The sequence below is a fragment of the Roseovarius sp. A46 genome (assembly GCF_004126395.1).
GTDB lineage: Bacteria > Pseudomonadota > Alphaproteobacteria > Rhodobacterales > Rhodobacteraceae > Roseovarius > Roseovarius nitratireducens.
Genome location: NZ_PVWS01000001.1, coordinates 235,326 through 260,078 on the forward strand (window position 1 = coordinate 235,326; position 24,753 = coordinate 260,078).

A 24,753-nucleotide genomic window follows, 5' to 3' on the forward strand; every position below is an offset into this window, starting at 1 on the left:
TATATTGAGTATTTTTGAAATGTGAATATGGCGCCATTTCCCGGCGCGGCCGTCAACCGCCCGTGACGGGCGGCCGCGCCATGTTCAACCGAACGGTTGAGTTTCAGCGCACCACGAAGACCGAGCACCTGGCGTGCTGAGCGATATAGCCGCCATGCGAGCTGAAAATATGCTCGAAAAAACCCGGCTCGTGGCTGGCCATGATGACGAGGTCCGCGCCGACCTTGTCGATCGCCTTCATCAGCTCTGCCGTAGTCTCCACCGCCGGGTCATGTGCCATCAGCGGGTCGGCCTTCACGGTCACGTCGTACTTCTCGCGCAGTTCGTCGGCAAAGCCCTGGAGCCGGTCGCCGAATTCGTGCGGATTGTGCCCCAGCTCGCTAGGCAGCTCGCCACCAACGCTGACCACGTCGATGCTTGCGCCATAGAGCTTGGCCATCTCCCCGGCGACGTCGAGCGCCTTGGCAAGCGTGTCCTTATGAACCAGATCGACGGGAACCATGATTTTTGAGAACATGTACTTTCCTTTCGCGTTTCCTGTTTGGTCTGCGGACCGTAACTGCCTCAGCCTGACATTGCCTTGTCTCAGATCAAACCCCCTTTCCGGCCAAAATGCTGCGAAAAACGGCATGTTTTGCCCCGAACGGGCGGTGATGAGCGTTGACGCGAGCCGCCCCCTCGGGCTTAAGACCGGCATGGACAAGGCCCACGCCCTCGACATGGTCTTTGCCGCGCTCGCCGATCCCACGCGCCGCGCGATCCTCGCCATGTTGCTCGAGGACGACATGGCCGTGACCGACGTGGCCGAGCCTTTCGAGATGAGCCTCGCGGCGATTTCCAAGCATCTCGCGATCCTCACCCGCGCCGGGCTTATCAGCCAGGAGCGGCGCGGGCGCGTCAAGTGGTGCAAGCTGGAACCGGATGCACTGCGCGACGCCTCGATCTGGATGCAGGGCTTCGGCCAGTTCGAGGCGGTCCATCTCGACGCGTTCGAGCGGTTTCTCCGCGACGAGTTGTGCGATGATCCCTGATCCCCGCCGACTGCCCCCGGCGCGTATCGAAACGGTGAGCGGTGCCATCCTCATGCCGATGGCGCCGGGACGCGGCCATGCCTGCGGCGTGCTCGACGCCGAAGGCCGCGCGGTCCCGGCCGCGCGCACGCGCATCGGCCCGCGCCGTTTCACCGCCGATCCCCTTGCGCCTGCGGACGCGCCGGATGTCTTGCCGGGGTGCTGGCTCTATGCCGGGGTGGGGCGGCACCATTTCGGGCACTTCCTGCTCGAGGCGCTGCCGCGTCTTTGGGCGCTCGACCATCCCGGCGCGCCGCGCCCCGACGGCATCGCGCTCGTCCCGATGGCGGGGCGCGATATCGCCGCCGTGCTCGCCCGTCGCCTCGGCCCGTTGCTCGATATCCTTGGGCAGGGGCTGCCGGTGCATTTGGTCCAGCGGCCCACCCGTGTGGACGTGGCGCTCGTGCCCTCGCAGGGCTTTGGCCACCGCGAATGGAGCCACGGCACGCCGGAGGCCCGCGCCTACATGCGCCGCCATTTGTGTGCCGCCGTCGCCCCCGACGGTCCCGAGCGGCTCTATGTTTCGCGCCGCCGCCTCAAGAATCCTGCACAGCAGGTGCCCCACGAGCGGCGGATCGAGAAATGGATGTCACGGGGGGGCTACGGCATCGTGCATCCCGAGCGCCACAGCATCGTTGAGCAGATCGCGTGCTACCGCGCCGCGCGGGTGATCGTCGGTCCCGACGGTTCGGCCTTTCACCTCGCGCCGTTCGTGATGGACACGGAGGCGCGCGTGGGCCTCATCCAGCGCCGTACAAGGCAAACGTCGTTCGATGCCATCGTACGGCAGGTCGCCGGCTTCGCCGGGATCACGCCATGGACTACCGCTGCGCTCGCCCGGCTGTCGGCGCCCACGGCGGACACCTCCGCCCTGCCGCCCGAGCTTTACCAACTGCGCCGCGAATTGCAGGCGGCGGGCTTTCTCTGAGCGGGCATTTGCGTTGCTTACCAGCCGCGCGCGCGCTCCTTGAGGAAGGCGAGGAACGTCTGCACCTTGGTGGTGCGGTGCAGATCCATGTGCGTCACGAGCCACAGCGGTGCCGCCCATTCGGGCCGCGGTGGCGTTACCCGCACCAGCTCCGGTACCTCTGCCGCCTGCAATACCGAGACAAACCCGATCCCCGCCCCGGCGAGGATCGCGTTGCGTTGCGCGTGCACGTCACCCGAGCGGAACACGATATTGGCAGCGGGTACGGTTTGCCTGAGCCAGCGATGAAACGGCGCTCGCGCCTCGGGATCGTCGGGTCCGACGAAACGGTGCCGCACGAAATCGTCGCAGCCCTCCGGCATCCCGTGCCGCGCCACGTAGCCCTCGCTGGCAAAGAGCGCGAAATCCTGTCGGAAGAACGGCTGTACCACGTTGTCGGGTTGATCCGGTGCGCTGCCCGCGCGAACCGCGACATGCGCCTCGCCGTATTCCAGCCGAAAGAGGCGGTCGCCGGTCAGGTATCGCACCACGAGATCAGGGTAGCCCTGCTGGAACTCTGCCAGTACCGGCGCGAGCAGGTGGCTCAGCCCGCCGATCGAGGTCACGACCAACTCGCCCGACACCTCGTTGCCGCGCCCCTTGATCCGGCCCGCCAGCTGGTGAAACTGATCGTCGGTCGCCTGCGCCACGCGCAGCAGGTCGTCGCCTGCCTCGGTTGGAGTATAGCCGCGCGCATGCCGCTGAAACAGTCGCACGCCGAGCCGCTCTTCGAGCGCGTCGATATGGCGGATGACTGTTGCATGGTGCACGCCGAGCACCTCTGCCGCGCCGCTTACCGTGCCGATCCGCGCCACGTGAAAGGCGGTGCGCACCTCGTCCCAGTTCTCCATTGCCCGATCTCCCGCCCGCTTTGCGCGCAGTATGCGGTGCGGCGCGCGGCGGCGCAATCCGGCTTGTTCCCGTCAGATGCGCCGGGGATCGGAAGCCCGGAAACTCTCAAGTCGTCAGGCCCGGTGATACGGGCTGCCCGCGAGGATCGAGGCGGCGCGGTAGAGCTGTTCGGTGAGCATCACGCGGGCGAGCATATGCGGCCAGACCATGCGGCCGAATGAGAGCGCAAGATCGGTCCGCGCGCGCAGATCGGGGGCGAGCCCGTCGGCCCCGCCAATGAGAAAGGCCACGTCGGCGCGCCCGCTGTCGCGCCACCCGGCGAGCCTGTCGGCAAACTCTGGAGAGCCCATGACCTGCCCCCGCTCGTCAAGGGCCACCACCACGGCGCCGCGGGGGATCGCCCGGTCCAGCAGGGTGGCCTCGGCTTCCATGCCGCCGCCCCTGCGGTCCTCGACCTCGGTGATCGTGAGCGGCCCGAGCCCGAGGCCGCGCCCCGTCCGGTCGAAGCGGGTGGTGTAATCGTCGATCAGTGCGCGTTCCGGGCCGGTGCGCAACCGGCCCACCGCGCAGACATGCACGCGCATTCAGCTCTTGGCCGTCGCCTGCCCGGCGGGCAGCCACATCTTTTCGAGCTGGTAGAACTCGCGTACCTCGGGGCGAAACACGTGCACGATCACGTCGCCGGTGTCGATCAGCACCCAGTCGCCGGTTTCGCGCCCCTCGGTGCGGGCTGGCACGCCGTGCTCGCGCTTGAGCCGGTCGACCAGCTTTTCCGAGATCGCCGAGACCTGGCGCGAGGAGCGGCCCGAGGCAATCACCATGTAATCGCCGATTGCCGTCTTGCCGCGCAGATCAATCTGCACGACGTCTTCGGCCTTGTCATCGTCGAGGGACTTGAGAATGGCGGCCAGCTGCGTTTCGCTATCGGCCTGATGCGGCCGGGTCATATGGGCCGCCGGGGAATCAGCGGCAGGGGCCGCGTGAGACATGAGAGACAGGACATCGTCCTCCTTGGCTACGCACCGCTACGCCCCGGTGCCGGACATGGGATCAAGGTAGCAAGAGAAGTGTGACTTTTCAATGAACCGCGCAGGCGTGCGGGGCGATCGCGCGGGAACGTGCGTGAAATTTACCCACCCCGCGGCCCGTCCTCGAGCATCCGAACCTCGCGCTGGGGGAAGGGGATGGAGATTCCGTGCTCCTGGAATGCGTCCCACAGGGCCAGATAGACATTGCCGCGAATGTTGGTGAGGCCCTGCGTGGGATCGCGGATCCAGAAGCGCAGGATGTAATCCACGCTGCTGTCGCCGAAACCAGTGATGTGGCAGACCGGTTCCGGGCTGGCCAGCACGCGGGTCACGCCGCTGGCGGCCTCTCTCGCGACCTTGCGTACCTTGTGCGGATCGTCGCCGTAGGCGGTGCCGAAATAGATGTCGAGCCGCACGAAATCGTTGGAATGCGACCAGTTGACCACCTGTCCGGTAATCAGGTCCTCGTTGGGGATGAGGTATTCGCGCCCGTCGCGCGTGGTGATCGAGACGTAGCGCGCGCCCAAGCTATTGATCCAGCCGAAGGTCTCGCCGAGGCTGATGACATCGCCGGGCTTGATCGACTTGTCGAGCAGGATGATGACGCCCGATACGAGGTTGGACACCACCTTTTGCAGGCCGAAGCCGAGCCCCACGCCGATCGCGCCCGACAGCACCGCCAGCCCCGTCAGGTCGACCCCGACCGTGCGTAGCCCGATGAAGAACGCCGCGCCGTAAAGCAGCACTTGCAGGAACTTGACCACAAGCACCTGCATCGAGGGCGAGATGTCCTGGTTCTTGCGCACCTGCGCGGCGCTCGCCGTCGAGATGAAGCGCGCCAGCGCGAACAGCACGCCGATGACGATCACTGCCTGCACGAGGAGCCACACCGAGAGCCGCGTCTCGCCAAGCTCGAAGGCCAAGCCGTCGAGCAGCGTCTGTGCCTCGTCGGTGAGGTTCAGGATGATGAGCGTTGCCCATGTCCACCCGGCATAGCGCACCAGAGCCCGCAGGAAGCCGTTGGCGATGAGCCGGGTCAGGATGGTGATCGTGAGCCAGGCCAGCGCAAGTTCGGCGAAGATAGAGAGCATGTAGGATCGGCTGGGCCAGGTGGTGGCGCGCAGGATCCATACCGTGGGCCACATGAGCATGACGAAGAAGATGAGCCGCAGCCGCCGGTGCAGCATCACCAGCAGCCGCATCCGCCATTTTGGCCAGCCCTCGCGCCGCCGCATCCAGTCGTGACAAACCGGGCCGAGCAGGCGGTTGGCAAGATGCGCGGCGGCGAAGAGGGCCACGGCGATACCGACCTGGTAGGCGTTCCACGGACGTAGAAGCCCGCGCAGGAACAGTTCTGCCTGCGCCCAGAGCCCGAGCGCGATGTCCTGAGTGAGGGTGACGGCGTCGCCTTCCATCCGCAGAGAGTGGCACGCGGCCCGCATCGCCACAAGCCAGCACTGGACAAGAGCCAGGAATCCGGGTCTTTTCCTGCCGGATACGGAGGAGCGCCATGACCACAGCCCTGATCACCCATCCCGATTGCCTGCAACACGAGACGCCGCAGGGTCATCCCGAGCAGGTGGCGCGGCTGGTACGGGTGCTGGCGGCGCTGGAAGGCAAGGCGGCGGTCCGCGTGACCGCGCCGCTGGTGGCCGAGGATGACCTGCTGCGGGTGCATCCCAAGAGTTATGTGGACAGCATCCGCTCCGCCGCTCCAGCCGAGGGGATCGCGCAGCTCGACGCCGATACCTGGATGTCGCCCGGCAGCCTCGCCGCCGCACATCGCGCCGCCGGGGGCGCGGTGAGAGCGGTCGATCTGGTGCTTGCGGGCGAGGCCGGCAACGCCTTTGTCGCCACGCGCCCGCCCGGCCACCATGCCGAGCGCGAGACGCCGATGGGGTTCTGCCTCTTTGGCAACGTGGCGGTGGCGGCGAAACACGCGCTCGACCATCACGGGCTGGCGCGGGTGGCGGTGGTGGATTTCGACGTGCATCACGGCAACGGCACGCAGGACCTGCTGGAGGACGAGGCACGGGCGCTGTTCATCTCGTCGCACCAGTTCCCGCTCTGGCCCGGCACTGGCACGGCGGACGAGACCGGGCCGCATGACACGGTGATGAACCTGCCCATCGCGCCGGGCACCGGCTCGGAGGAATTCCGGCGGCTCTACGAGGACAAGGTTTTTCCCCGGATCGAGGCGTTCGCGCCGGAGCTGATCCTCGTCTCGGCCGGGTTCGACGCGCACGCCGACGACCCGCTGGCCGATTTGCGGCTGGAGACCGAGGATTTCGCCTGGATCACCGACCGGCTGTGCGATCTCGCCGACACGTTGTGCGGCGGGCGGCTGGTGAGCTGCCTGGAGGGCGGCTATGACCTCGACGCGCTGGCAGAGAGTGCCGCGGCGCATGTCGATCGGCTCATCGTGCGCGGGCTGGGCTGAGGGGGATGCGCGCCGGGCTAGTCCTGCTGTGCCTCGCCTATGTGCTGAGCCAGTTCTTTCGCGCCTTTCTCGCCGTTCTGAGCGGCCCGCTGGAGCGTGATCTGGGCGCGACACCCGACGACCTGGCATTCGCCTCGGGGCTTTGGTTCATCGTCTTTGCCGCCATGCAGCTGCCTGTCGGCTGGGCGCTGGACCGCGTGGGACCGCGGCGCACCGCCGCGGTGCTGTTGCTGGTCGGCGGGGGCGGGGGCGCGGCCCTCTTTGCCGTGGCCACGGAGCCGGTGCATGTGAGTATCGCGATGGCGCTGATCGGGGTGGGCTGCGCGCCGGTTCTGATGGCGTCCTACTACATCTTTGCGCGGCAGTTTCCGCCTGCCAAGTTCGCCACGCTTGCGGCGCTCATGCTGGGCGTGGGCTCGGTGGGCAACCTCGTGGCGTCGTACCCGATGGCGTGGGCCGCCGAAACGATGGGCTGGCGCGCGGCGCTGTGGGGGGTGGCGGTGATCTCGGCGGTGGCGGCGATGGGAATCGCGGCGCTGGTGCGCGATCCCGAGGCGGTCACGGGCGAGGCGCGCGGCTCGGTGCTCGACCTTTTGCGGATGCCCGCGCTCTGGGCGATCCTGCCGCTGATGTTCGTGGCCTACGCCCCCTCGGCGGCGCTGCGCGGGCTGTGGGCGGGGCCCTACCTGCGCGACGTGTTCGCGCTCGATACCGGCGCGGTGGGGCAGGCGACGCTGGTGATGGGCGTGGCGATGATCGCCGGGACGCTGACCTATGGCCCGCTCGACCGGCTGGTGGGCAGCCGAAAATGGGTGATCTTCGGCGGCAACCTGCTGGCGGCGCTGGCGCTGGTGGCGCTGTTCCTGTGGCCCGACCGGAGCCTTGGGCTGTCGGTGGCGTTATTGGCGGTGATCGGCTTTGCCGGGGCGTCCTTTCCGGTGATCGTGGCGCACGGGCGGGCATTCATCCCGGCGCACCTGGCGGGGCGGGGGGTGACGCTGCTCAATCTCTTTGGCATCGGCGGGGTCGGTGTGGCGCAGTTCGCAACCGGGCCGCTCCATGCTAGCATGGCGGCACAAGGGGCGCTGGCCGGTCACGTGGCGATCTTTGGGCTGTTTGCCGGGGCGCTGGCGCTGGGGCTGGTGAGCTATCTCTTCAGCCGCGACAGCATGGGCTGAGCAAACCGCTTTTATCCCCCCGCCATTGCCTGTATGACCCGCTCCGCAACCCCGCTCAGGAGGCTTGATAAACATGGGTTACAGAATCGTCGTCGTCGGCGCCACGGGCAACGTGGGCCGCGAAATGCTCAACATCCTCGCCGAACGCGAGTTTCCGGTGGACGAGATCGCCGCGCTCGCCTCGCGCCGGTCGCTCGGCACCGAGGTGAGCTTTGGCGACCGAACTCTGAAGACGCAGGACCTCGACGCGTTCGATTTCACCGGCTGGGATATCGCGCTGTTCGCCATCGGCTCGGACGCAACAAAGGTCTACGCGCCCAAGGCGGCCAAGTCTGGCTGCATCGTGATCGACAACTCGTCGCTCTACCGCTACGATCCGGACGTGCCGCTGGTGGTTCCGGAAGTGAACCCCGAGGCGGTCGAGGGTTATGCCAAGAAGAACATTATCGCCAACCCCAACTGCTCGACCGCGCAGATGGTGGTGGCGCTGAAGCCGCTGCACGACCGTGCGCGGATCAAGCGCGTCGTTGTCTCGACGTACCAGTCGGTTTCCGGCTCGGGCAAGGACGGCATCGACGAGCTGTGGGATCAGACCAAGGCGGTCTACAACCCGACGGATGATTACGAGGCCAAGGTCTATCCCAAGCAGATCGCCTTTAACGTCATTCCCCATATCGACGTGTTCCTCGAGGACGGGCAGACCAAGGAAGAGTGGAAGATGGTCGCCGAGACCAAGAAGATCGTCGACCCGAAGATCAAGGTCACCGCAACCTGCGTGCGGGTGCCGGTGTTCGTCGGCCACGCCGAGGCGATCAATATCGAGTTCGAGGACCATCTCGACGAGGCCGAGGCGCGCGATATCCTGCGCGAGGCACCGGGGATCATGGTGGTCGACAAGCGCGAGGATGGCGGCTATGTCACGCCGATCGAATGCGTTGGTGATTTCGCCACCTTCATCAGCCGCATCCGGCAGGACCCCACCATCGACAACGGCATCAACCTGTGGTGCGTCAGCGACAACCTGCGCAAGGGCGCCGCGCTCAACGCCGTGCAGATCGCCGAGACGCTGGGACAGCGGGTGCTGAAGAAGGGCTGACCTAAGGGCGAGGCAAGGACTGGCGGGCGCGTCCCCCGGGGCGCGCCCATTCGCGGTCAGGTGGATGCTCGGGTCGCTGGAACGTGACGCTTTTATGTCGTATACATAAACAGCGCGTAACAGTTTCACGAAATCCGGCATGCCCATGTCTGTCTCCCCTGTCTCCGATCGGTCTCAGCCGGGCTTTGCCGTCGCGGTCGAACGTGTCCTTATGGGGCTTGTCGTTCTGGTCCTGCTGATAACGATCTACTATCACGCCACCGATCACGAGACCTTCAAGTACTGGTTCGCCGCTGAGGACGGGCCGGTGGAATGGGGAACCTTTGCCTTTCTTTCCCTCGGCTGCGCGCTGCTCTTGCGCAAGGCGGGCCGCCTCTGGGCGCGGCGGGGGACCAGCGCGGCGCTGCTGATGGGGCTCTACGCGTTTCTCTTCCTCTTCGCGGCGGGCGAGGAAATCTCCTGGGGCCAGCGGGTTTTCGGCTGGGAAGCGGGCGAGTTCTTTACCGATCGCAGCGAGCGGGCCGAGACCAACATCCACAACATGAAGATCGGCGCGTACAACCTCAACAAGGTGATCTTCGGCAGCACGCTGACGGCGATTCTGCTGCTCTACCTGCTGGTGTTGCCCCCGCTTTACTCGCGTTGGCCGCTCATCCGAGGACTGGTCGAGCGCTTGGTCGTCCCGGTGCCGCGCCTCCATCATGCCGCGCTCGCGCTCATCGGATCGCTGGTGATGTGGTACGTGATCGACCTGCCGCGCAACTGGGAGGTGTACGAGTTGGTCTTTGCGCTCATTGCCGCGTCGATCTTTCTGCGCCCGCAGAACCCCGAGACGTTTCGTTGACCGTGGCTGACATCCCCTTGAAAAGAGACATGACATGACCAGACTGCCCGTTCTCGACCAAGCGTTGCTGGCGCTTGTCGTCGCCAATATCCTTGCACTGATCGTCTTTCACCTCGTTCAGACGGATGTCTTTCACACCGTCTATGCTGTCGAGGATGGGCCGGCGGAATGGGCCACGGCGGTACTGCTGTTTCTCTCTTTCACCGTGCTGGCGCGGCAGGCGCTGCGCTTTGCCGGGGCGGGCGAGCGGCGGGCGGTGGTGACGATGGCGGTGGGTGCGGCATTGTTCTTCTTTGCCGCGGGCGAGGAGATTTCCTGGGGGCAGCGGATTTTCGGCTGGCAGGCGCCGGAGATCATCACCAACAACAGCCACCGTGCCGAGACCAACCTGCACAACCTCAAGGTGGGGGAGGTCAAGCTTGTCAAAGTGTTGTTCGGCAACGTGCTGACGGTGGTGCTGTTGGGCTGGCTGGTGGGGCTGACGTTGCTCTATGCCCGCTCGGCGCGGATCGCGGCGTGGGCGGATCGCTGGGCCGTTCCGGTGGCGGGCCATCGCCATGCGGTGCTGGTGCTGGCCGCGTCGGTGGTGATCGCGGTCGTGGACCTGCAACGCAAGTGGGAAATCTACGAGTTCATCTTCAGCCTCGTGGCGCTGTCGATCTTTCTCTACCCGCAGAACGGCCATGTCTTTGCCCGCAAGTCGGACCCGGTGTCGGCGGACGCATCAAGCGGGCCGCGCGACGCTTGATGCGCGGCGCGGCTTGGGATACCCGCCTGTCATCGTATCCCTGATGGAAGGCCCCGGCCATGTTTCGTCTGACTGACCGCTCGAACCTGAGCCATGCCGATGTCGTGCTCTTCGGTCTCGGCTATGCCACGCTGATCTTTACCGTCGGTTATTACGTCACCGGTCTGCACGATGCGTTTCGCACGGGGTTTGCCATCGAGGACGGCCCGGTGGAATGGGGCACGGCGGTGTGCCTGCTGCTGTCGTCGCTGGTGCTGCTGCGCAACGCGTGTGTCCTGCGCGGGCGTGGCAGGCTGGCGGTGGCGATGACGGCTCTTTACGCGCTCGCGTTCTTCTTTGCCGCGGGAGAAGAGATATCCTGGGGCTACCGGCTGTTCGACTGGGAGGCGACGGAATTCTTTCGCGAGAACAACGCGCAGGGTGAGACCAATATCCACAACCTCGTGGTTGGTGACGTCAAGCTCGTCAAAACGCTGTTCGGCGGCGGTTTGTCGCTGGTGATCCTGCTCTACCTGCTGGTGTTGCCACTGGTCTATGCGCGCGTGGGTGCGCTGGCGCGTCTTGCGGACCGGCTTGCGATCCCGGTGGCGGATACGCGACACATGATCCTCGCGTTGGCGGCGACGGTGGTGATCGTGGCGGTGCAGATGATGACCAAGTGGGAGAGCTACGAGTTCGTGTTCAGCCTGCTGACGGTGTCGATCTTCCTGCGGCCACGCAACGCTGAAAAGGTCACGTAAGCGGGCAGGGCGTTCACTCCACCACGCGCACGCTGTCGCGCGCGCGGGCGAGCGCGGCCTGCCGCGGCCCGTGCAAACGTGAGACGAGCACGCCCTGCGCGGCCTCGTCGGCCAAGCCCAGAGCGTCGAGCGCGGCTTCGATATTGGCGGCGTTCTCGGCCAAGCGGGGGCGCTGGCCCATGTTGTGACGGCTGCCGCCCTCGGGCTCGGGGCGGGTAAGGCCGAAGTGGTCGGCCACGGCAGGCAGCGCGCCCTCGGCCTCTATATTCACGGCCATGAAATCACGCCGCCCTTCGAAATGCGTGAGCACCCAGGCGAACCAGTCGGCGCGGCGGTGCGCCTCGTTGATGAAATTCTGCACGCTGAACACCTTCTGGTGATGTGCGGCGATGCTGACGAGATAGGGGCGCAGGGGCCGGAAATTGAGGATGAAGCGGGCGTTGGGATAGGTCCGGTCGTAGGCCGCCACCGGTCGTACCTGCCCGAAATCAGAGAACGCGTCGAAACGACCGGTCTGCCAATCCCTGGAATCGTGAAAGCTGCGCAACCCGTTGGCCTCGAACAGCTTGTGCAGCGAGGTGGTGCCGCAGCGCGGGTGGCCGATCACGAAATACTTGACCGCTTGCCGGTCGCCCTTGGGCGTGAAGAGGAAATGCAGCCGCATCCGCGCGCGGATCACGGCAAAGGCCACATCGTTGAGGTCGGTGGTGCGGCGTCCGTCGATCATCAGATGATTTCGTCCTCGTCGAAGAGCGCGCCTACGTCGAGATGGGCGCTGATGCCCTCGGCGGCGGCCGCGGCGCGGGCTGTTTCGGCGACGTGAAAGAGCGCGTCGCCCTCGTAGACCACCGGCATGTTTGTGCGTCCGATCAGGATGCCGGTCTGGTCGCTGACGATCTCGCTCTCGATATCGCCGAAGGCATTTGCGACCGCCCCCAGCACGGTGCCCGGTGCGACCGCATCCCCGAGCCCCACGAAGCCGCGAAACAGCCCGCCGCGCGGCGCGCGATACCACGACGAGGTACGTGCGCGGACCGGTCGTGCCTTGGCCCGCGGCACGCCCTTGGCCGCGATCATGCCCAGCCGGCGCATCACCCGCAGCGTGCCCGCCACCCCGGCGCGCGCCGCCGCCTCGTCGAAGCGCAACCCCTCGCCGCCCTCGTAGAGCAGGACGTCGACGCCCGCCTCCTCTGCGGCCATGCGCAACGAGCCGTCGCGCAGGCTGGATTCCATCATCACCGGCGCACCGAAGGCGGCACCGAGATCGGCCAGCCGCTCGTTATCGGGCGTGAGGCGGATCTGCGGCAGGTTGGAGCGGTGGATCGCCGCCGAGTGCAGGTCGATCCCGACGTCGGAGCGGCGTACCACCTCTTCCATGAAGATATGCGCCAGTTGCGAGGCCATCGACCCCGCCGAGAGGCCCGGAAAGACGCGGTTGAGGTCGCGCCGGTCGGGCAGGTAGCGCGAATGGTTGAGAAATCCGAAGGTGTTGACGATCGGCACCGCCAGCAGCGTGCCCGCCATCGACCGCAGCGGCGTGGCGCGCAGCAGGCGGCGCACGATCTCGACCCCGATCACCTCGTCGCCGTGGATTGCCGCCGAGACGAACAGAACCGGCCCCTTGCGCCGCCCGTGGATCACCTCGACCGAGAGATGCACCGGCGTGTGATTGGAAAGCTGGCTCACGGGGATGTCGACGCGGGCGCGGGTGCCCGGTGCGACCCGCTGGCCGCCGATCTCGAAATGGGTGCGCCGCGCCATGTGCCGCCTCTTTGCCGTGCGTGGTTCTATGGAGGCTTAGGCAATCGCGGTGCGGCTGTCCATGCCGTGCCCCGCTTGATCGCGTGCCGCCGCGCCGCTAAGCGGGGTTATGCAATCCCTCTTGCCCGCCCGATGCCCAGTCTGCCGCGCCGAGAGGCTCGCGGATTTCGGGCTGTTCGACGGCAAGGGATACTGGCGCTGCGACGCCTGCGGTGCGCGCGGGATGAACCCCGGCCATTACCCGGGCGCGGCGGCCGAGCGCGCCGAGTATGACCGGCACGAGAACGTGGTGGACGATCCGGGCTACCGCCGGTTCCTCGACCGGCTTGCGGCGCCGCTTCTTGCGCGGCTCGCGCCCGGCGCGCGGGGGCTCGATTACGGCTGCGGCCCGGGCCCCGCGCTGGCCGCTATGCTGCGCGAGGCCGGGCACGCGGTGGCGCTCTTTGATCCCTTCTATGCCCCCGATCCCGCGCCGCTGGCCGATTCCCATGATTTCATCACCTGCACCGAGGTGGCCGAGCATTTCCACCGTCCTGCGGAGGAATTCGACCGGCTGGGCGCGATTCTGCGTCCGGGTGGCTGGCTGGCGATGATGACCTGCTTCCAGACCGACGACGCGCGGTTCGGCGGCTGGCATTACCGCAAGGACCCCACCCATGTCGTGTTCTATCGTGCCGAAACCTTTGCCACCCTCGCCGCCGCGCGTGGCTGGTTGTGCGAGGTGCCGTGCAAGGACGTGGCGCTCCTGCGGGTGCCGGGCCCATGACCACGATCCTGCACGAGGAACGGCTGTCGACGGTTGTCGCGGCGGTGGCGGAGACCGGTGCGCGCACCGTGCTCGACCTGGGCTGTGGCGATGGCGATCTGGTGCTTCGGCTGGCGGGCGTGGCGGGGATCGGGCGGGTCACCGGGATCGAGATCGACGCCGAACGGCTCCGGCGCGCGCAGACGCGGCTGGCCGGGTTGCCTGCGGGGGGCGCGCGGGTACAGCTGGCGTGTGCCTCGCTCACGCAGGCACATTCCAATCTGGCTGGCTATGATTGTGCCTGCCTGGTGGAGGTGATCGAGCACCTGCCGCTAGCCGATATCAACCGGCTAGAGCGTGCGCTGTTTGGCGGGATGCGGCCTGGCCACGTGATCGTGACCACGCCCAATGCCGAGTACAACCCCGTCCTCGGTGTGCCACCGCACCGCTTTCGCCACCCCGATCACCATTTCGAATGGGACCGGGCGCGCTTTGCCCGCTGGGGGCGGGGGGTAGCGGCACGCAATGGCTATACGGTGACGTTTCATGACATCTGCGGCGCGCATCCCGACTTGGGCGGTGCGAGTCAGATGGCGGTGTACCGACGCGGGGATCAGTCCCCGTAGCGGGCGACGAAGCGGCGCAGGATGCGCTCGGGCGCGTGGACATCCGCGGCACGGCACATGGCGATGAGGTCATCGGCCGTCTCGGGGGCGAAATACCCCTTGTGCCGGTAGATGCGGATTCGCGTCTCGAACCCGGCGGCGTCAGCCTCGGGGTGAAACTGTGTGGCATAGACGTTGCGCCCGTAGCGCACCATCTGGAATGGGCAGGTCGGCGAGGCGACGAGATGAGTGCAGCCCGCTGGCAATTCCTGCAATGCCTCCTTGTGGCCGACAAAGGCGCTGAAGCGGTCGGGCAGCCCGGCAAGCAGCGGGTCGTCGGCACCGTCACCTGTGAGGGCGCATTCGGCGGTGCCCACCGGCTCGCCATGGGCGCGTTTGCTCACGTCGGCGCGCAGGTGCTTGCCGAGGATGCCGATGCCGTAGCAGCAGCCGAGAAACGGCAGGTCGCCACCGGTGATCGCGGGCATGAGCGACAGTACCTGATCCTCGATGCGCGCCTCGACGGGGGATTTCTCGTCGGGCGCGTCGCTCACGCAGCCGGGGCCGCCGCCGACGATCACCCCGGCATGGTCGGCAAGCCGCAGGTCGGCGGGCAGCGATTGCTGATCGAGGCGGATGCGGCGCACGCGGTCGTTTGCCAACCCGCCCTTTCGCAGGATCGCGGCGAACTCATCGTCAGCGGCTTCGGTCTCGGGGCGCAATTGCAGGACGAGAAAGGGCTTGGTCATCGGCGGCTCCGGCTGCTGCGACAGGCTTGCCCCGGGCGGACGGTCCCGTCAAGCGCGCGCGGGCGCGGCTTGATTCCGCGGGTGAAAGGGATAGGGTGCGCGCGTGCCTGCAACAGCGAGGATCCGACCATGCCCCAACGTCTTCACCTTGTCTTCGGCGGCGAGCTGGTCGATCCGTCGCGCACCGAATTCCGCGACGTGAACGACCTGCACATCGTGGGAATTTTCCCCGATTACGCGAGCGCCCACGACGCCTGGAAGGCCGAGGCGCAGCGCACGGTGGACAACGCGCACACGCGCTATTTCATTGCCCATCTTCACCGGCTGCGCGACGAAGAGCGCGAAGCCTCGTCCACCGAAGAGCTTGGCTAGGCGGCCATGAAGCGTTCGCTGGGCCTTGCGGCCTATCTCGCGCTCGCACGGCGCGGTGGACAGGCAGGTGCCGTGCCCGACAGTCCCCGGCCCGGTGGTCGTGTGGTCTGGGCCCATGCGGTGGACGTCGGGCGCGCGCGCGCGCTTGCGGGGCTGGCGCGGCAACTGGCGCAGCACCGGCCGGACATCTCGATGGTGATGACTGTGCCCGTCGACGGGGCGGGGACGGATCCGGAGGGGCGCGGGCTGCGCGGCCCGGCCATCCGCCAGCCGCTTCCGCCCGATACCATCCCGGCGGCGGAGGTCTTCCTCAACCATTGGCGGCCCGACCTGTGCCTGTGGAGCGGCGGCGACTTGCGACCGGCGCTGCTGATCTGCGCTGCGCGCGAGGGCGTGCCGCTGTGCCTCGTGGATGCCGAGGAGGCGCTGCTGGAGCGGTCGCGCTGGCCCTGGCTGCGCGACCTGCCGCGCGCGGTGCTGGCCGAATTCACCGAGATACACGCGCGCGACGAGGCGGCGGCGCGTCAGGCGCGGCGGATGGGTGCGGACCCGGCCCGCGTACACGTGACCGGCGTGCTTCAGGAGGAAGCGCTGGCGCTGCCCTATCGCGAGGACGATCACGAGACCCTCGCGCGGCTCATGCGCACGCGGCCCGTGTGGCTCGCGGCAATGGTGCAGCCAGACGAGATCGAAACCGTGCTGGGCGCACATCGCGAGGCGAGTCGCGCGGCGCATCGCTGTGTGCTGATCGTGGTGCCCGACGACCCCGAGCAGAGCGCCGGGATCGCGGAACGAATCGCGGCGCAGGGGTGGCGATACATCACCTGGTCCGAAGGTGCGCTGCCCGACGAGACGACACAGGTGATCCTCGCCGACACAAGCGGCGAGATGGGGCTGTGGTACCGGCTGGCGCCGATCTGTTTCATGGGCTCGTCGCTTGTCTCCGGTCATCACGGGCGCGATCCCGACGAACCCGCCGCGCATGGCTCGGCTATTCTCTACGGGCCGAATGTGGCGCGCTATCTGCACCGCTATTCGCGCTATGCCGAGGCCGGGGCCGCACGGATCGTTCGGGACACCGACACGCTTGCCGTAGCGGTGCAGGCACTGCTGCCACCGGATCGTGCGGCGACCATGGCGCATGCGGCGTGGGAGGTGGCCTCTCGCGGGGCCGAGGTGACGGACCGGGTGGTGGAGATGGTGCTCGACACGCTCGACCGGCGCGCGGCGGCGGAAACATGAAGCCCCCCGCGTTCTGGGACGCGCCGCCCGACCGGCCCGGCCTGCGCGCGCGGCTGCTGGCACCGCTGGGCGCTCTTTATGCCCGGGCGACGGCGCGACGGCTGGCGCGGGGCGGCTGGCAGGCGCCGGTGCCGGTGATCTGCGTGGGCAACATCAACGCGGGCGGCACCGGCAAGACGCCGACGGTGCAGGCGGTGGTGATGCGGCTGCGTGACCGGGGCCTCGCCCCGGCGATCCTGTCGCGCGGGCATGGCGGGCGGCTGGCCGGGCCGGTGCGTGTCGATCCGAAAACGCACAACGCCGGGGACGTGGGCGACGAGCCGCTGCTGGCGGCGGACTTCGCGCCTACGTGGGTGGCGCGAGATCGCGTGGCCGGCGCCCGTGCGATCTGTGCGGGGGGGCAGGCGGATTGCATCGTGATGGATGATGGGTTCCAGGATCCAGCGCTTGCCAAGGATATCTCGATCCTCGTAGTGGATGCCGCGCGCGGGTTCGGCAATGGGCGCTGCCTGCCCGCCGGGCCGTTGCGCGAGCCGGTGGCGGCGGGCATGGCGCGGGCCGACCTGGTCCTGTCGGTCGGGGATGCGGCGGCGCAGGAGGTGTTTGCCAACCGATGGGGAGGCGCCGTCACCGTGCCGCATATCCGCGCGCGGCTGGCGCCGTTGCAGACTGGTATGGACTGGACCGGTGCGCGGGTATTGGCCTTTGCGGGGATCGGTCATCCGGCCAAGTTCTTTGCGACGCTGCGCGCGCTTGGGGCCGAGACGGTGCGCGAGGTGGCGCTGTCCGATCATCAGCCGCTGACGCGGGCGCTGATGGCGCGGTTGCTGCGCGAGGCGGCGCAGAGCGGCGCGCAGCCCGTGACCACGGAAAAGGACGCGGTCCGTCTGCCTGCCGATCTGCGGCGGCAGGTGATGGTGGTGCCGGTGCGGCTCGATGTGGCGGATTGGGGGCCGTTCGACGCGGCGCTGGATCGCTGCGGAATCGGCGGCGCGGCACGCTGAGGCGCCGCGCCGCCCATGCCAGCGCTTACCCGGCCGCCAGCTTCTCGTCGATGATGGCCTTGAGCTCGTCATAGGGCATGTTGGAGTATTTCTGCCCGTCGATGATGAGCGTCGGGGTGGAATTCACCTCGTGCGCCTCGGCGTTTTCCTGGTACCAGCCGACCAGCGCCTGCGCCTTGTCGCGGTCGTTGAGGCAGGTCTCGACCGCGTCGGGTGCGATCCCCGCCACCTTGCCGATGCGGCGCAGGTTGTCGGCGATGGTGGCCGGGTCGCCTTGCGTCCATTCGCGCTGCTGCTCGTAGAGCACGTCGGCGATGCCGAAGAATTTCTCCTCGCCGCCGCAGCGCGCGACCATCGACGCCCAGAGACCGAATCGGTCGAAATACACGTCGCGATAGACGAAACGCACCTTTCCGGTGTCGATATAGTCGGCCTTGAGCTGTTTGAACGGCCCCTTGTGGAAATTGGCGCAATGCGGGCAGGTGAAGGAGGCGTATTCCATAACCGTCACGCTGGCGTCCTCGGGGCCGAGGGCCATTTCGGTGATCTCGGGCGCGGTGGTCGCGGTGCTTTCCTCCTGTGCCTGTGCGGGCGAGATCAGGGTGGCAAGCGCGAGCACGCCCGCAGCGAAGAGATGTTTCATCCGGATGATCCTTTTGTTCGTGTCGGTCTGGTCAATACGTTGCGCGCGAGCCGTTCCAGCGCTGCGCGCAGATCCTTGTCGGCCACCGGGGCGGTCATGTCGTGCGCCCGGGCCGCCACCTCGGGCGGAGGGTCGGCGGGCGCGCGGGTCGGCTCGCGATGCGTGAAATCCGCCTGTCCCTCGGCAAAGCCGGTGGGCGATGTCTGCGTCAGGCGTATGCGCGAGATGGCGTTGTAGCCATAGACCGCGTTGATCCGTTCGCGCAGCGCTTCCTTCTGCATCTCGAGCATGGGGGCCTGTGCGCCTGTGGTGAGGATGGTGAGCGTTGCCCCCATCCCCTGCCGGGCATAGGAAACCTCGACGGGGCGGGCGATGGCGGCGATCGCCTCGCCGGCGATCTCGGGCCAGTGGGTGAGCAGGCGTGACTGCGCAAAGCCGCGCTGTTCCGAGACGCGACGGATGCTCGGCTGCAACAGCGCCGAGGTGCGTTTGAAGCCTCGTGATCCGCGCGCGGCTGCGGCCATGCTTGGCACCCTCCCTCGTGGCGCTAATCTATGTCATGTGGCAGGGGATACCAGACCCGATTGCAGGCGAGGGGATAAACCGTGCGTGAATATGCCGATCCGGACGCCCTGCTAGCGTGGTATGACACTCATGCCCGTGACCTGCCGTGGCGTGTGGGGCCGCGCGACCGGGCAGCCGGGCTTTGGCCCGACCCTTACCGTGTGTGGCTGTCGGAGGTGATGCTGCAACAGACCACGGTGGCCGCCGTGCGCGGCTATTTCGAGCGGTTCACCGCGTTGTGGCCCACCGTCGCCGATCTTGCAGCGGCAGACGATGCGCAGGTGATGGGGGAATGGGCGGGGCTGGGATATTACGCCCGGGCACGCAACCTGTTGAAATGCGCGCGCGTGGTGGTGGCCGATCACGCCGGGCGCTTTCCCGACAATCGTGAGGGCCTGCTGGCGTTGCCCGGCATCGGCCCCTACACCGCCGCCGCGATCGCGGCCATTGCCTTTGACCGGCCAGAGGTGGTGGTGGATGGCAATGTCGAGCGGGTGATGGCGCGGCTGTGGGATATCCGCACGCCGCTGCCCGCCGCCAAGCCGGTGATTCGCGCCGCGGCCGCGCGGCTCACACCAGCGGACCGGTCCGGTGACTACGCGCAGGCGGTGATGGATCTGGGCGCGACGGTCTGCACGCCGCGCGCGCCCGCCTGCGGGGTCTGCCCGTGGATGGCGGCATGCGCGGGCCGCGCGACCGGCGTGGCCGCCGATCTGCCCGCGAAGGCCCCGAAGAAGGCCAAGCCGCTGCGGTTGGGCCATGCCTATGTCGCGCGGCGCAGCGATGGCGCGTGGTTGCTGGAGCGGCGGGCGGAAAGTGGTCTGCTGGGCGGGATGCTGGGTTGGCCGGGCAGCGACTGGGGTATGGATCCCGTCCCCGCCCCGCCGGTCGCTGCGCATTGGCGCGACATTGGTGTCGAGGCGCGGCACACCTTTACCCACTTCCATCTGCGGCTGCGTGTGCATGTCGCCGAAGTGGGGCACGAGGCTGCGCCTGAGCGCGGAGATTTCCTGCCGCCTGCGGCGTTTCGCCCCTCAGAGCTGCCCACCGTGATGCGAAAGGTATTTGACCTTGCGCGGGCGGCATTCGACACTGGGGAGCAGTGACACGCGCAATCGCGAGGACAATCCCATGATACCCGCCGATCAGGTCGCCCGTCTCCAGCGTGCGTTGCCATTCTGGATGTCGTTCCTGCTTGTTCCCGTCGCGCTCCTTGGGGCGCTCCACGGTGGCTGGACGGTGATCCTGCTGCCAGTGGTTACGTGGTATTTCTTTACGCTGCTCGACGCGTTTCTCGGGCTCTACACCGAGAATGCGGATCCGGCGACGCCCGAGGACCGACTGACCTGGTATCGCGCGATCACGCTCGCTTGGGTGCCGGTGCAGTTCGCGCTGCTCTACTGGATGATCTGGTATGTCACCGGGCCGGGGGATGCACATCTCGGGGCGCTGGAGACGATCGTGCTGTTCTTCGGGGTCGGCGTGGTCACCGGCACAGTGGGGATCAATTACAGCCACGAATTGATGCACCAGAAGGATCGTGGCGAGCGGTTCCTCGGCGACGTGCTGCTGGCGATGGTGCTCTATTCGCATTTCCGGTCCGAGCATCTCCTGGTGCATCACCGCTATGTCGGCACGCCGCGCGACCCGGTGACGGCGCGCTATAACGAGGGGTTCCACCGGTTCTTTCCGCGGGTGCTGCGGCAATGCTGGCAATCGGCGTTCCGTGCCGAGCGCGAGAAGCTGGCGCGCAAGGGGCGCGGATGGACCGATGCGCGCAATCCGTTCTGGCGCTACTGGGCCATGCAGGGATTCATGCTGTTGCTGGCGGTTCTGATTGGTGGCGGTGTGGGGTTGCTACTGTTTCTATGGCAGGCCTTCATTGCCGTCTGGCAACTGGAACTGGTGAATTACATCGAGCATTACGGGCTCACACGCAAGCATCTGGGCGATGGCAAGTACGAGCATGTTCAGCCGCGCCACAGCTGGAACGCGGCGCACAAGGCATCGAACTGGCTGCTCATCAACTTGCAACGCCATTCCGACCACCACTACAAGCCTGACCGCCGGTTCCCGCTGTTGCAGAATTACGGAGCGGATGAGGCGCCTCAGCTTCCCCACGGCTACCCGATCATGACGATGGCGGCGATGGTGCCGCGGCTGTGGCGACGGATCATGAACCCGCGCGTGCGGCGCTGGCGGCAGATATACTACCCCGAGATCACCGACTGGCGCGCCTATAACAAGGCGGCCAATCCGATGCCGCGCTGAACTGTCCGGCGGGATCGGCGGTCAGCAGCGTCGGGGTGGAGTATTTGCCCCAAGAAGAAATGGAGGCGTCCCAGAAAGAAGGCCCCCGCCGATCGGGCGGGGGCCTTGCTGTGTCAGAGCTGCGGAGCCGGTGTCACCCTTTGCGCTGCTTGATCGGTTTCCATATCCGCTTGTTGGTGAGGTAGAGCAGCACCGACAGCACGGTGAGGAAGATCACGCCCGTCAGGCCCGCGTCCTTGCGCGCCATCATCTTGGGCTCTGCCGTCCACATCAGGAAGGCGGCAACATCCTCGGCCTCCTGCTCCAGCGTCGCCGCGGTGCCGTCGTCGAATTCGACATCGTCGCCCCAGAGTGGCTGTGCCATGGAAATCCAGCTTCCGGGCACGGTCGGGTGGCCGTGCTCGTCCTTGCACTCATCGGGGTACCCGCCGGCGGTAAAGGCAGAGTTGTAGGAGCCAGGGAAGTCCTCGGGAGCACATTCCGGCGACTCGTGATAGCCGGTCATCAGCGAGTAGATGTACTCCGGTCCGCCCATGCCGTTGAAGAGCTGCGAGAGCCCGGTACCGTAGGGGCCGTGGAACCCGGCGCGCTTTTTCGCCATGAGCGACAGATCGGGTGCGCTTTCCAGCTGCGACATCGGGAAATGATCCGTCGGCTTCGCGGTCCGGAAATCGTCGAGCTCGTCGTCATAGACCTCGAATTGCTCGGCATAAGCGCGCATCTGGTCGGCGGGCAGGTGCGGCCCGCCCTCGTCTGCGAGCGTACGCAGCGGCACGTATTGCAGCCCGTGGCAGGCCGAGCAGACCTGCGTGTAGACCTTGAGGCCACGCTGCAACTGCAACTGGTCGAACTTGCCGAAGGGCCCCTCGAAGGAGAAGGCCACATCCTCGATATGCCCCTCACCTCCGGCGGCGAATGCGCCGCCGGTCGAGAGGGACAGGGCCGCGAGGGCCGCAATGCCTGTTTTTCTGAACATTGTCATCCGTCCTTTCTCATTCGGCGGGCGTTTGGGCCTTGCCATAATGTGCATCGAAATCGTCTTCGATGGTGGCAGGCTGTGCCTCGGGTTTCTCGATTACGCCCAGAAGCGGCAGTATCACCAGGAAGTAGGCGAACCAGTAGGCCGCACCGATGAGCGAGATGATGGAATACGGCGGCTCTGCGGGCATCGCACCGGCCCACATCAGCACCACGAAATCGACGCAGAGCAGCGCGAACCACCATTTGAACATCGGCCGGTACCGTCCCGAGCGCACCGAGGAGGTATCGAGCCACGGCGCCAGCGCCATCACGATGATCGAGCCGAACATCGCCAGCACACCGAAGAACTTGGCGTTGATGATCCCGCCGGTGATCCAGCTTGCGAACATCACCACCCAGACATCGCCGGTAAAGGCGCGCAGGATCGCGTAGAAGGGCAGGAAATACCATTCCGGCACGATATGCGCGGGCGTGAGCAGCGGGTTGGCCTCGATATAGTTGTCGGGATGTCCGAGGTAATTGGGCATGAACCCGACGATAGCGAAGAAGATCACCATGATCACCGCGAGGGCGAAAAGGTCCTTGATCACGAAATAGGGCCAGAACGACACGGTGTCTTTCTGGGCCTCGGCCTTGGAGCCGCGGCGTACGTCCACCCCGGTGGGGTTGTTGTTGCCGGTGGTGTGGAACGCCCAGATATGCAGCGCCACCAGCGCCGCGATCACGAAGGGCAGCAGGTAGTGCAGCGAAAAGAAGCGGTTGAGCGTGGCATTGTCCACCGCCGGTCCGCCCAGAAGCCAAGTCTGGATCGCATCGCCGATGAAGGGAATCGCGCCGAAGAGACCGGTGATCACCGTGGCCCCCCAAAACGACATCTGGCCCCAGGGCAGAACGTAGCCCATGAAGGCGGTGCCCATCATCGCGAGGTAGATCAGCATGCCGATGATCCAGGTGACCTCGCGCGGGGCCTTGTAAGAGCCGTAGTAGAGCCCGCGGAAGATGTGCAGGTAGACCGCGACAAAGAACAGCGAGGCACCGTTCATGTGCAGGTAGCGGATGAAATGCCCGCCATTCACGTTGCGCATGATATGCTCGACCGAGGCAAAGGCCATGTCGACATGCGGCGTGTAATGCATCGCGAGGATGATGCCCGTGACGATCTGCAACACGAGGCAGAAGGTCAGGACGATCCCCCAGATCCACATCCAGTTGAGGTTCTTGGGGGTGGGAATCATGATGGTGTCATAGAGCAGCCCGACGATGGGCAGACGATTGTGCAGCCACTTCTCGCCGTTCGTCTTGGGCTCGTAATGATCGTGTGGAATTCCGGACATGTGCGCGTTTCCTTATCCCAGTTGGATCGTCGTATCGTCGACGAATTCGGCCACGGGAATCCAGAGGTTCTCGGGCGCGGGGCCTTTGCGGATACGTCCCGCGGTGTCGTAGTGAGAGCCGTGGCAGGGGCAGAACCAGCCGCCAAAGTCACCGGCACCATCGCCGATCGGCACGCAGCCCAGATGCGTGCAGACGCCGATCATCACCAGCCATTCGCCCGCCTCGTCGAGGGTGCGGTTCTGGTCGGAGGCGTCGAGCGACATGTCGTTGCGGTTCTGCGCGTTCTGGTCGGGCAGTTGCGACAATTCGACCGCGCGCGCCGCCTCGATCTCTTTCTCGCTGCGGCGGCGGATAAAGACCGGCTTGCCGAGGAACTTGACGCTGATCTGCGTGCCCGGGTCGACCCCGCCCACATCGACGCGGATCGAGGACAAGGCCTGCACATCCGCCGACGGGTTCATCTGGTTGACCAGCGGCCAGATCGCCGCTCCTGTGGTGACGGCACCCGCCCCTGCTGTGGCGTAGTAGAGGAAATCCCTCCGGGTGCCTTCGTGATCTTCTGCGTGGGACACGAGGTTACTCCATTCTGTCAGTGGCGGTCACGGCCTCATGAGGTTTTGTCCGGGGACTCTCCCCGACCTTCACTCTGCGGCTATTTAGCGAGGCTTTGGCAAGGCGTCCAGCCTGCTGCGCCCCAAGATGTGATCGAAGCGCGCTTGTGTCGCGCTTGTCGGTGGGCATTTCCGGGTATAAGGACGCATTAGACGCGTATTCCCTCGTAGTGCAAGGTCCCGGACATGCTCGATTCTATCAAAGTCGCCGCCGCAGCGCTCACGCTGATGGCTACACCTGCCGCCGCCGAACTTGAGTTGAGCCTCTATCTTGGCACGCAGAGCGCCCACAGCGATAGCGACTCGGTGCGCCTGCCGGGGGCGGCCACGCCGGTGAGCCGCGACATCGACTGGCGGGTGAAGCCGTTCGACAACCCGCTCTATTACGGCGGTCGCGCCACGTGGTGGATGCAGAGCGATTTCGGCTTCGGCATCGAGGGCACCCATGCCAAGGCCATCGCCTCGGCCTCTGACCGTGCCGCACTGGGCGTCGACAAGCTCGAATTCACCGATGGGCACAACATCATCACGGCCAACGTGATGAAGCGTTTTCCCGGTGCCTTCGCCAAGACGCCGCGATTCACGCCTTATGTCGGGGCCGGGGTCGGCGTGGCCATCCCGCACGTGGACATCAAGGTGACCGGCGCCACGGGGCGCACCTTTGATTTCGAGGCCACAGGCCCCGCCCTGCGTGGCATCGCCGGGCTGAAATACGCGATTACCGACAAGTGGGCGCTTTTTGGCGAGTACCAGATCACGTGGTCCGACAACGATGCCACCATCGACCCGGACCCGACCGTTGCCGGGCAGAGCGCGGGCAAGCTCAAGACAGAGCTCGTGACCCATGCGGTGAACGTGGGAATCAGCTACAGCTTCTGAGGTATCGCCAGCGGGCCTTGCGACGGCA

General features: G+C 66.5%; 29 protein-coding genes. 16 read left to right on the forward strand and 13 right to left on the reverse strand.

From position 1 onward, the window contains the following. Positions 1-103 precede the first annotated feature (103 nt). A complete protein-coding gene (locus tag C6W92_RS01180; RefSeq protein ID WP_129431245.1) occupies positions 104-517 on the reverse strand; it encodes a universal stress protein in 414 nt (137 codons plus the stop codon). Between the two features lie 136 nt (positions 518-653). On the opposite strand from C6W92_RS01180, the gene C6W92_RS01185 reads away from it, so the two are divergent. Together C6W92_RS01185 and C6W92_RS01190 are read left to right on the forward strand one after the other, a co-directional pair. Then, positions 654-1,031: a metalloregulator ArsR/SmtB family transcription factor gene (locus C6W92_RS01185; RefSeq protein WP_241691036.1), complete on the forward strand. Its 378-nt coding sequence runs from the start codon at positions 654-656 to the stop codon at positions 1,029-1,031. Next, positions 1,021-1,998 (forward strand): glycosyltransferase 61 family protein, encoded by a 978-nt coding sequence (locus tag C6W92_RS01190; protein WP_164989150.1) that lies wholly within the window; start codon positions 1,021-1,023, stop codon positions 1,996-1,998. Before C6W92_RS01185 ends, C6W92_RS01190 begins: the two co-directional genes overlap by 11 nt. Before the next feature lie 17 nt (positions 1,999-2,015). Here the strand turns inward: C6W92_RS01190 and C6W92_RS01195 are convergent, their stop codons facing one another. From C6W92_RS01195 to C6W92_RS01210, 4 genes are all read right to left on the reverse strand, one after another. Beyond that, entirely contained in the window at positions 2,016-2,888 is an 873-nt protein-coding gene (locus C6W92_RS01195; RefSeq protein WP_129431247.1) for a LysR family transcriptional regulator, read from the reverse strand. Positions 2,889-3,002: 114 nt separating this feature from the next. Then, entirely contained in the window at positions 3,003-3,473 is a 471-nt protein-coding gene (rlmH, locus tag C6W92_RS01200; RefSeq protein WP_129431248.1) for a 23S rRNA (pseudouridine(1915)-N(3))-methyltransferase RlmH, read from the reverse strand. After that, entirely contained in the window at positions 3,474-3,836 is a 363-nt protein-coding gene (gene rsfS / locus C6W92_RS01205) for a ribosome silencing factor (RefSeq protein WP_129431249.1), read from the reverse strand. Between the two features lie 182 nt (positions 3,837-4,018). Beyond that, on the reverse strand, positions 4,019-5,332 hold the full coding sequence (locus C6W92_RS01210) for a mechanosensitive ion channel domain-containing protein (protein ID WP_206735484.1): 1,314 nt from the start codon (positions 5,330-5,332) through the stop codon (positions 4,019-4,021). 95 nt (positions 5,333-5,427) lie between these two features. On the opposite strand from C6W92_RS01210, the gene C6W92_RS01215 reads away from it, so the two are divergent. The 6 genes from C6W92_RS01215 (at position 5,428) to C6W92_RS01240 (ending at position 10,963) form a co-directional block, all read left to right on the forward strand. After that, complete coding sequence (locus tag C6W92_RS01215; protein WP_129431250.1) at positions 5,428-6,357, forward strand: histone deacetylase family protein; 930 nt, start codon at positions 5,428-5,430, stop codon at positions 6,355-6,357. 5 nt (positions 6,358-6,362) lie between these two features. Next, the gene (locus C6W92_RS01220; protein ID WP_129431251.1) at positions 6,363-7,535 is read left to right on the forward strand and encodes an MFS transporter; all 1,173 of its coding nucleotides are present in this window, start codon (positions 6,363-6,365) and stop codon (positions 7,533-7,535) included. 73 nt (positions 7,536-7,608) lie between these two features. Further along, entirely contained in the window at positions 7,609-8,631 is a 1,023-nt protein-coding gene (locus tag C6W92_RS01225) for an aspartate-semialdehyde dehydrogenase (RefSeq protein WP_129431252.1), read from the forward strand. 145 nt (positions 8,632-8,776) lie between these two features. Next, entirely contained in the window at positions 8,777-9,475 is a 699-nt protein-coding gene (locus tag C6W92_RS01230) for a hypothetical protein (RefSeq protein ID WP_129431253.1), read from the forward strand. A gap of 34 nt (positions 9,476-9,509) precedes the next feature. Further along, positions 9,510-10,223, forward strand: a complete 714-nt coding sequence (locus C6W92_RS01235) for a hypothetical protein (RefSeq protein WP_129431254.1) — start codon at positions 9,510-9,512, stop codon at positions 10,221-10,223. A gap of 59 nt (positions 10,224-10,282) precedes the next feature. After that, on the forward strand, positions 10,283-10,963 hold the full coding sequence (locus C6W92_RS01240; RefSeq protein WP_129431255.1) for a hypothetical protein: 681 nt from the start codon (positions 10,283-10,285) through the stop codon (positions 10,961-10,963). A 13-nt stretch (positions 10,964-10,976) separates the two neighbouring features. On the opposite strand, the gene C6W92_RS01245 is transcribed toward C6W92_RS01240, so the two are convergent. Next, a complete protein-coding gene (locus C6W92_RS01245) occupies positions 10,977-11,690 on the reverse strand; it encodes a hypothetical protein (protein ID WP_129431256.1) in 714 nt (237 codons plus the stop codon). Next, complete coding sequence (locus C6W92_RS01250; RefSeq protein ID WP_129431257.1) at positions 11,690-12,724, reverse strand: succinylglutamate desuccinylase/aspartoacylase family protein; 1,035 nt, start codon at positions 12,722-12,724, stop codon at positions 11,690-11,692. Before C6W92_RS01250 ends, C6W92_RS01245 begins: the two co-directional genes overlap by 1 nt. A gap of 109 nt (positions 12,725-12,833) precedes the next feature. On the opposite strand from C6W92_RS01250, the gene C6W92_RS01255 reads away from it, so the two are divergent. Next, on the forward strand, positions 12,834-13,490 hold the full coding sequence (locus C6W92_RS01255) for a class I SAM-dependent methyltransferase (RefSeq protein WP_129431258.1): 657 nt from the start codon (positions 12,834-12,836) through the stop codon (positions 13,488-13,490). Continuing rightward, entirely contained in the window at positions 13,487-14,095 is a 609-nt protein-coding gene (locus C6W92_RS01260) for a methyltransferase domain-containing protein (RefSeq protein WP_129431259.1), read from the forward strand. The genes C6W92_RS01255 and C6W92_RS01260 overlap by 4 nt, the downstream gene beginning before the upstream one ends. On the opposite strand, the gene C6W92_RS01265 is transcribed toward C6W92_RS01260, so the two are convergent. Further along, positions 14,083-14,823 carry a glutamine amidotransferase gene (locus C6W92_RS01265; RefSeq protein ID WP_129431260.1) on the reverse strand — a complete coding sequence of 247 codons (741 nt, stop codon included), beginning with the start codon at positions 14,821-14,823 and terminating at the stop codon, positions 14,083-14,085. The two genes, C6W92_RS01260 and C6W92_RS01265, sit on opposite strands and share 13 nt — an antisense overlap. 129 nt (positions 14,824-14,952) lie before the next feature. Between C6W92_RS01265 and C6W92_RS01270 the strand changes: the two genes are divergently transcribed. From C6W92_RS01270 to lpxK, 3 genes are read left to right on the forward strand one after another with little or no spacing between them, the layout of a single operon-like run. Continuing rightward, positions 14,953-15,195: a DUF4170 domain-containing protein gene (locus C6W92_RS01270; RefSeq protein ID WP_104020144.1), complete on the forward strand. Its 243-nt coding sequence runs from the start codon at positions 14,953-14,955 to the stop codon at positions 15,193-15,195. A gap of 6 nt (positions 15,196-15,201) precedes the next feature. Next, positions 15,202-16,437 (forward strand): glycosyltransferase N-terminal domain-containing protein, encoded by a 1,236-nt coding sequence (locus C6W92_RS01275; protein ID WP_129431261.1) that lies wholly within the window; start codon positions 15,202-15,204, stop codon positions 16,435-16,437. Then, positions 16,434-17,441, forward strand: a complete 1,008-nt coding sequence (gene lpxK, locus C6W92_RS01280) for a tetraacyldisaccharide 4'-kinase (protein WP_129431262.1) — start codon at positions 16,434-16,436, stop codon at positions 17,439-17,441. Before C6W92_RS01275 ends, lpxK begins: the two co-directional genes overlap by 4 nt. 25 nt (positions 17,442-17,466) lie before the next feature. Here the strand turns inward: lpxK and C6W92_RS01285 are convergent, their stop codons facing one another. Further along, a complete protein-coding gene (locus C6W92_RS01285) occupies positions 17,467-18,084 on the reverse strand; it encodes a DsbA family protein (RefSeq protein ID WP_129431263.1) in 618 nt (205 codons plus the stop codon). Then, positions 18,081-18,608 (reverse strand): DciA family protein, encoded by a 528-nt coding sequence (locus tag C6W92_RS01290; protein WP_129431264.1) that lies wholly within the window; start codon positions 18,606-18,608, stop codon positions 18,081-18,083. Before C6W92_RS01290 ends, C6W92_RS01285 begins: the two co-directional genes overlap by 4 nt. 81 nt (positions 18,609-18,689) lie before the next feature. Here C6W92_RS01290 and C6W92_RS01295 point away from each other — a divergent pair, with 81 nt between their 5' ends. Continuing rightward, complete coding sequence (locus C6W92_RS01295) at positions 18,690-19,754, forward strand: A/G-specific adenine glycosylase (RefSeq protein WP_129431265.1); 1,065 nt, start codon at positions 18,690-18,692, stop codon at positions 19,752-19,754. 25 nt (positions 19,755-19,779) lie between these two features. Further along, the gene (locus C6W92_RS01300) at positions 19,780-20,919 is read left to right on the forward strand and encodes an alkane 1-monooxygenase (protein WP_129431266.1); all 1,140 of its coding nucleotides are present in this window, start codon (positions 19,780-19,782) and stop codon (positions 20,917-20,919) included. Between the two features lie 133 nt (positions 20,920-21,052). Here C6W92_RS01300 and C6W92_RS01305 read toward each other — a convergent pair whose 3' ends face one another. The 3 genes from C6W92_RS01305 to petA are packed head-to-tail and all read right to left on the reverse strand — an operon-like array spanning position 21,053 to position 23,807. Then, positions 21,053-21,901 (reverse strand): cytochrome c1, encoded by an 849-nt coding sequence (locus C6W92_RS01305; RefSeq protein ID WP_129431267.1) that lies wholly within the window; start codon positions 21,899-21,901, stop codon positions 21,053-21,055. A 10-nt stretch (positions 21,902-21,911) separates the two neighbouring features. Then, positions 21,912-23,234, reverse strand: coding sequence for a cytochrome b (gene petB / locus C6W92_RS01310; protein ID WP_129431268.1), 1,323 nt, complete (start codon positions 23,232-23,234; stop codon positions 21,912-21,914). A 12-nt stretch (positions 23,235-23,246) separates the two neighbouring features. Continuing rightward, the gene (gene petA / locus C6W92_RS01315) at positions 23,247-23,807 is read right to left on the reverse strand and encodes a ubiquinol-cytochrome c reductase iron-sulfur subunit (protein WP_129431269.1); all 561 of its coding nucleotides are present in this window, start codon (positions 23,805-23,807) and stop codon (positions 23,247-23,249) included. A gap of 225 nt (positions 23,808-24,032) precedes the next feature. Here petA and C6W92_RS01320 point away from each other — a divergent pair, with 225 nt between their 5' ends. Further along, positions 24,033-24,725, forward strand: a complete 693-nt coding sequence (locus C6W92_RS01320; protein ID WP_129431270.1) for an outer membrane beta-barrel protein — start codon at positions 24,033-24,035, stop codon at positions 24,723-24,725. Positions 24,726-24,753 lie beyond the last annotated feature (28 nt).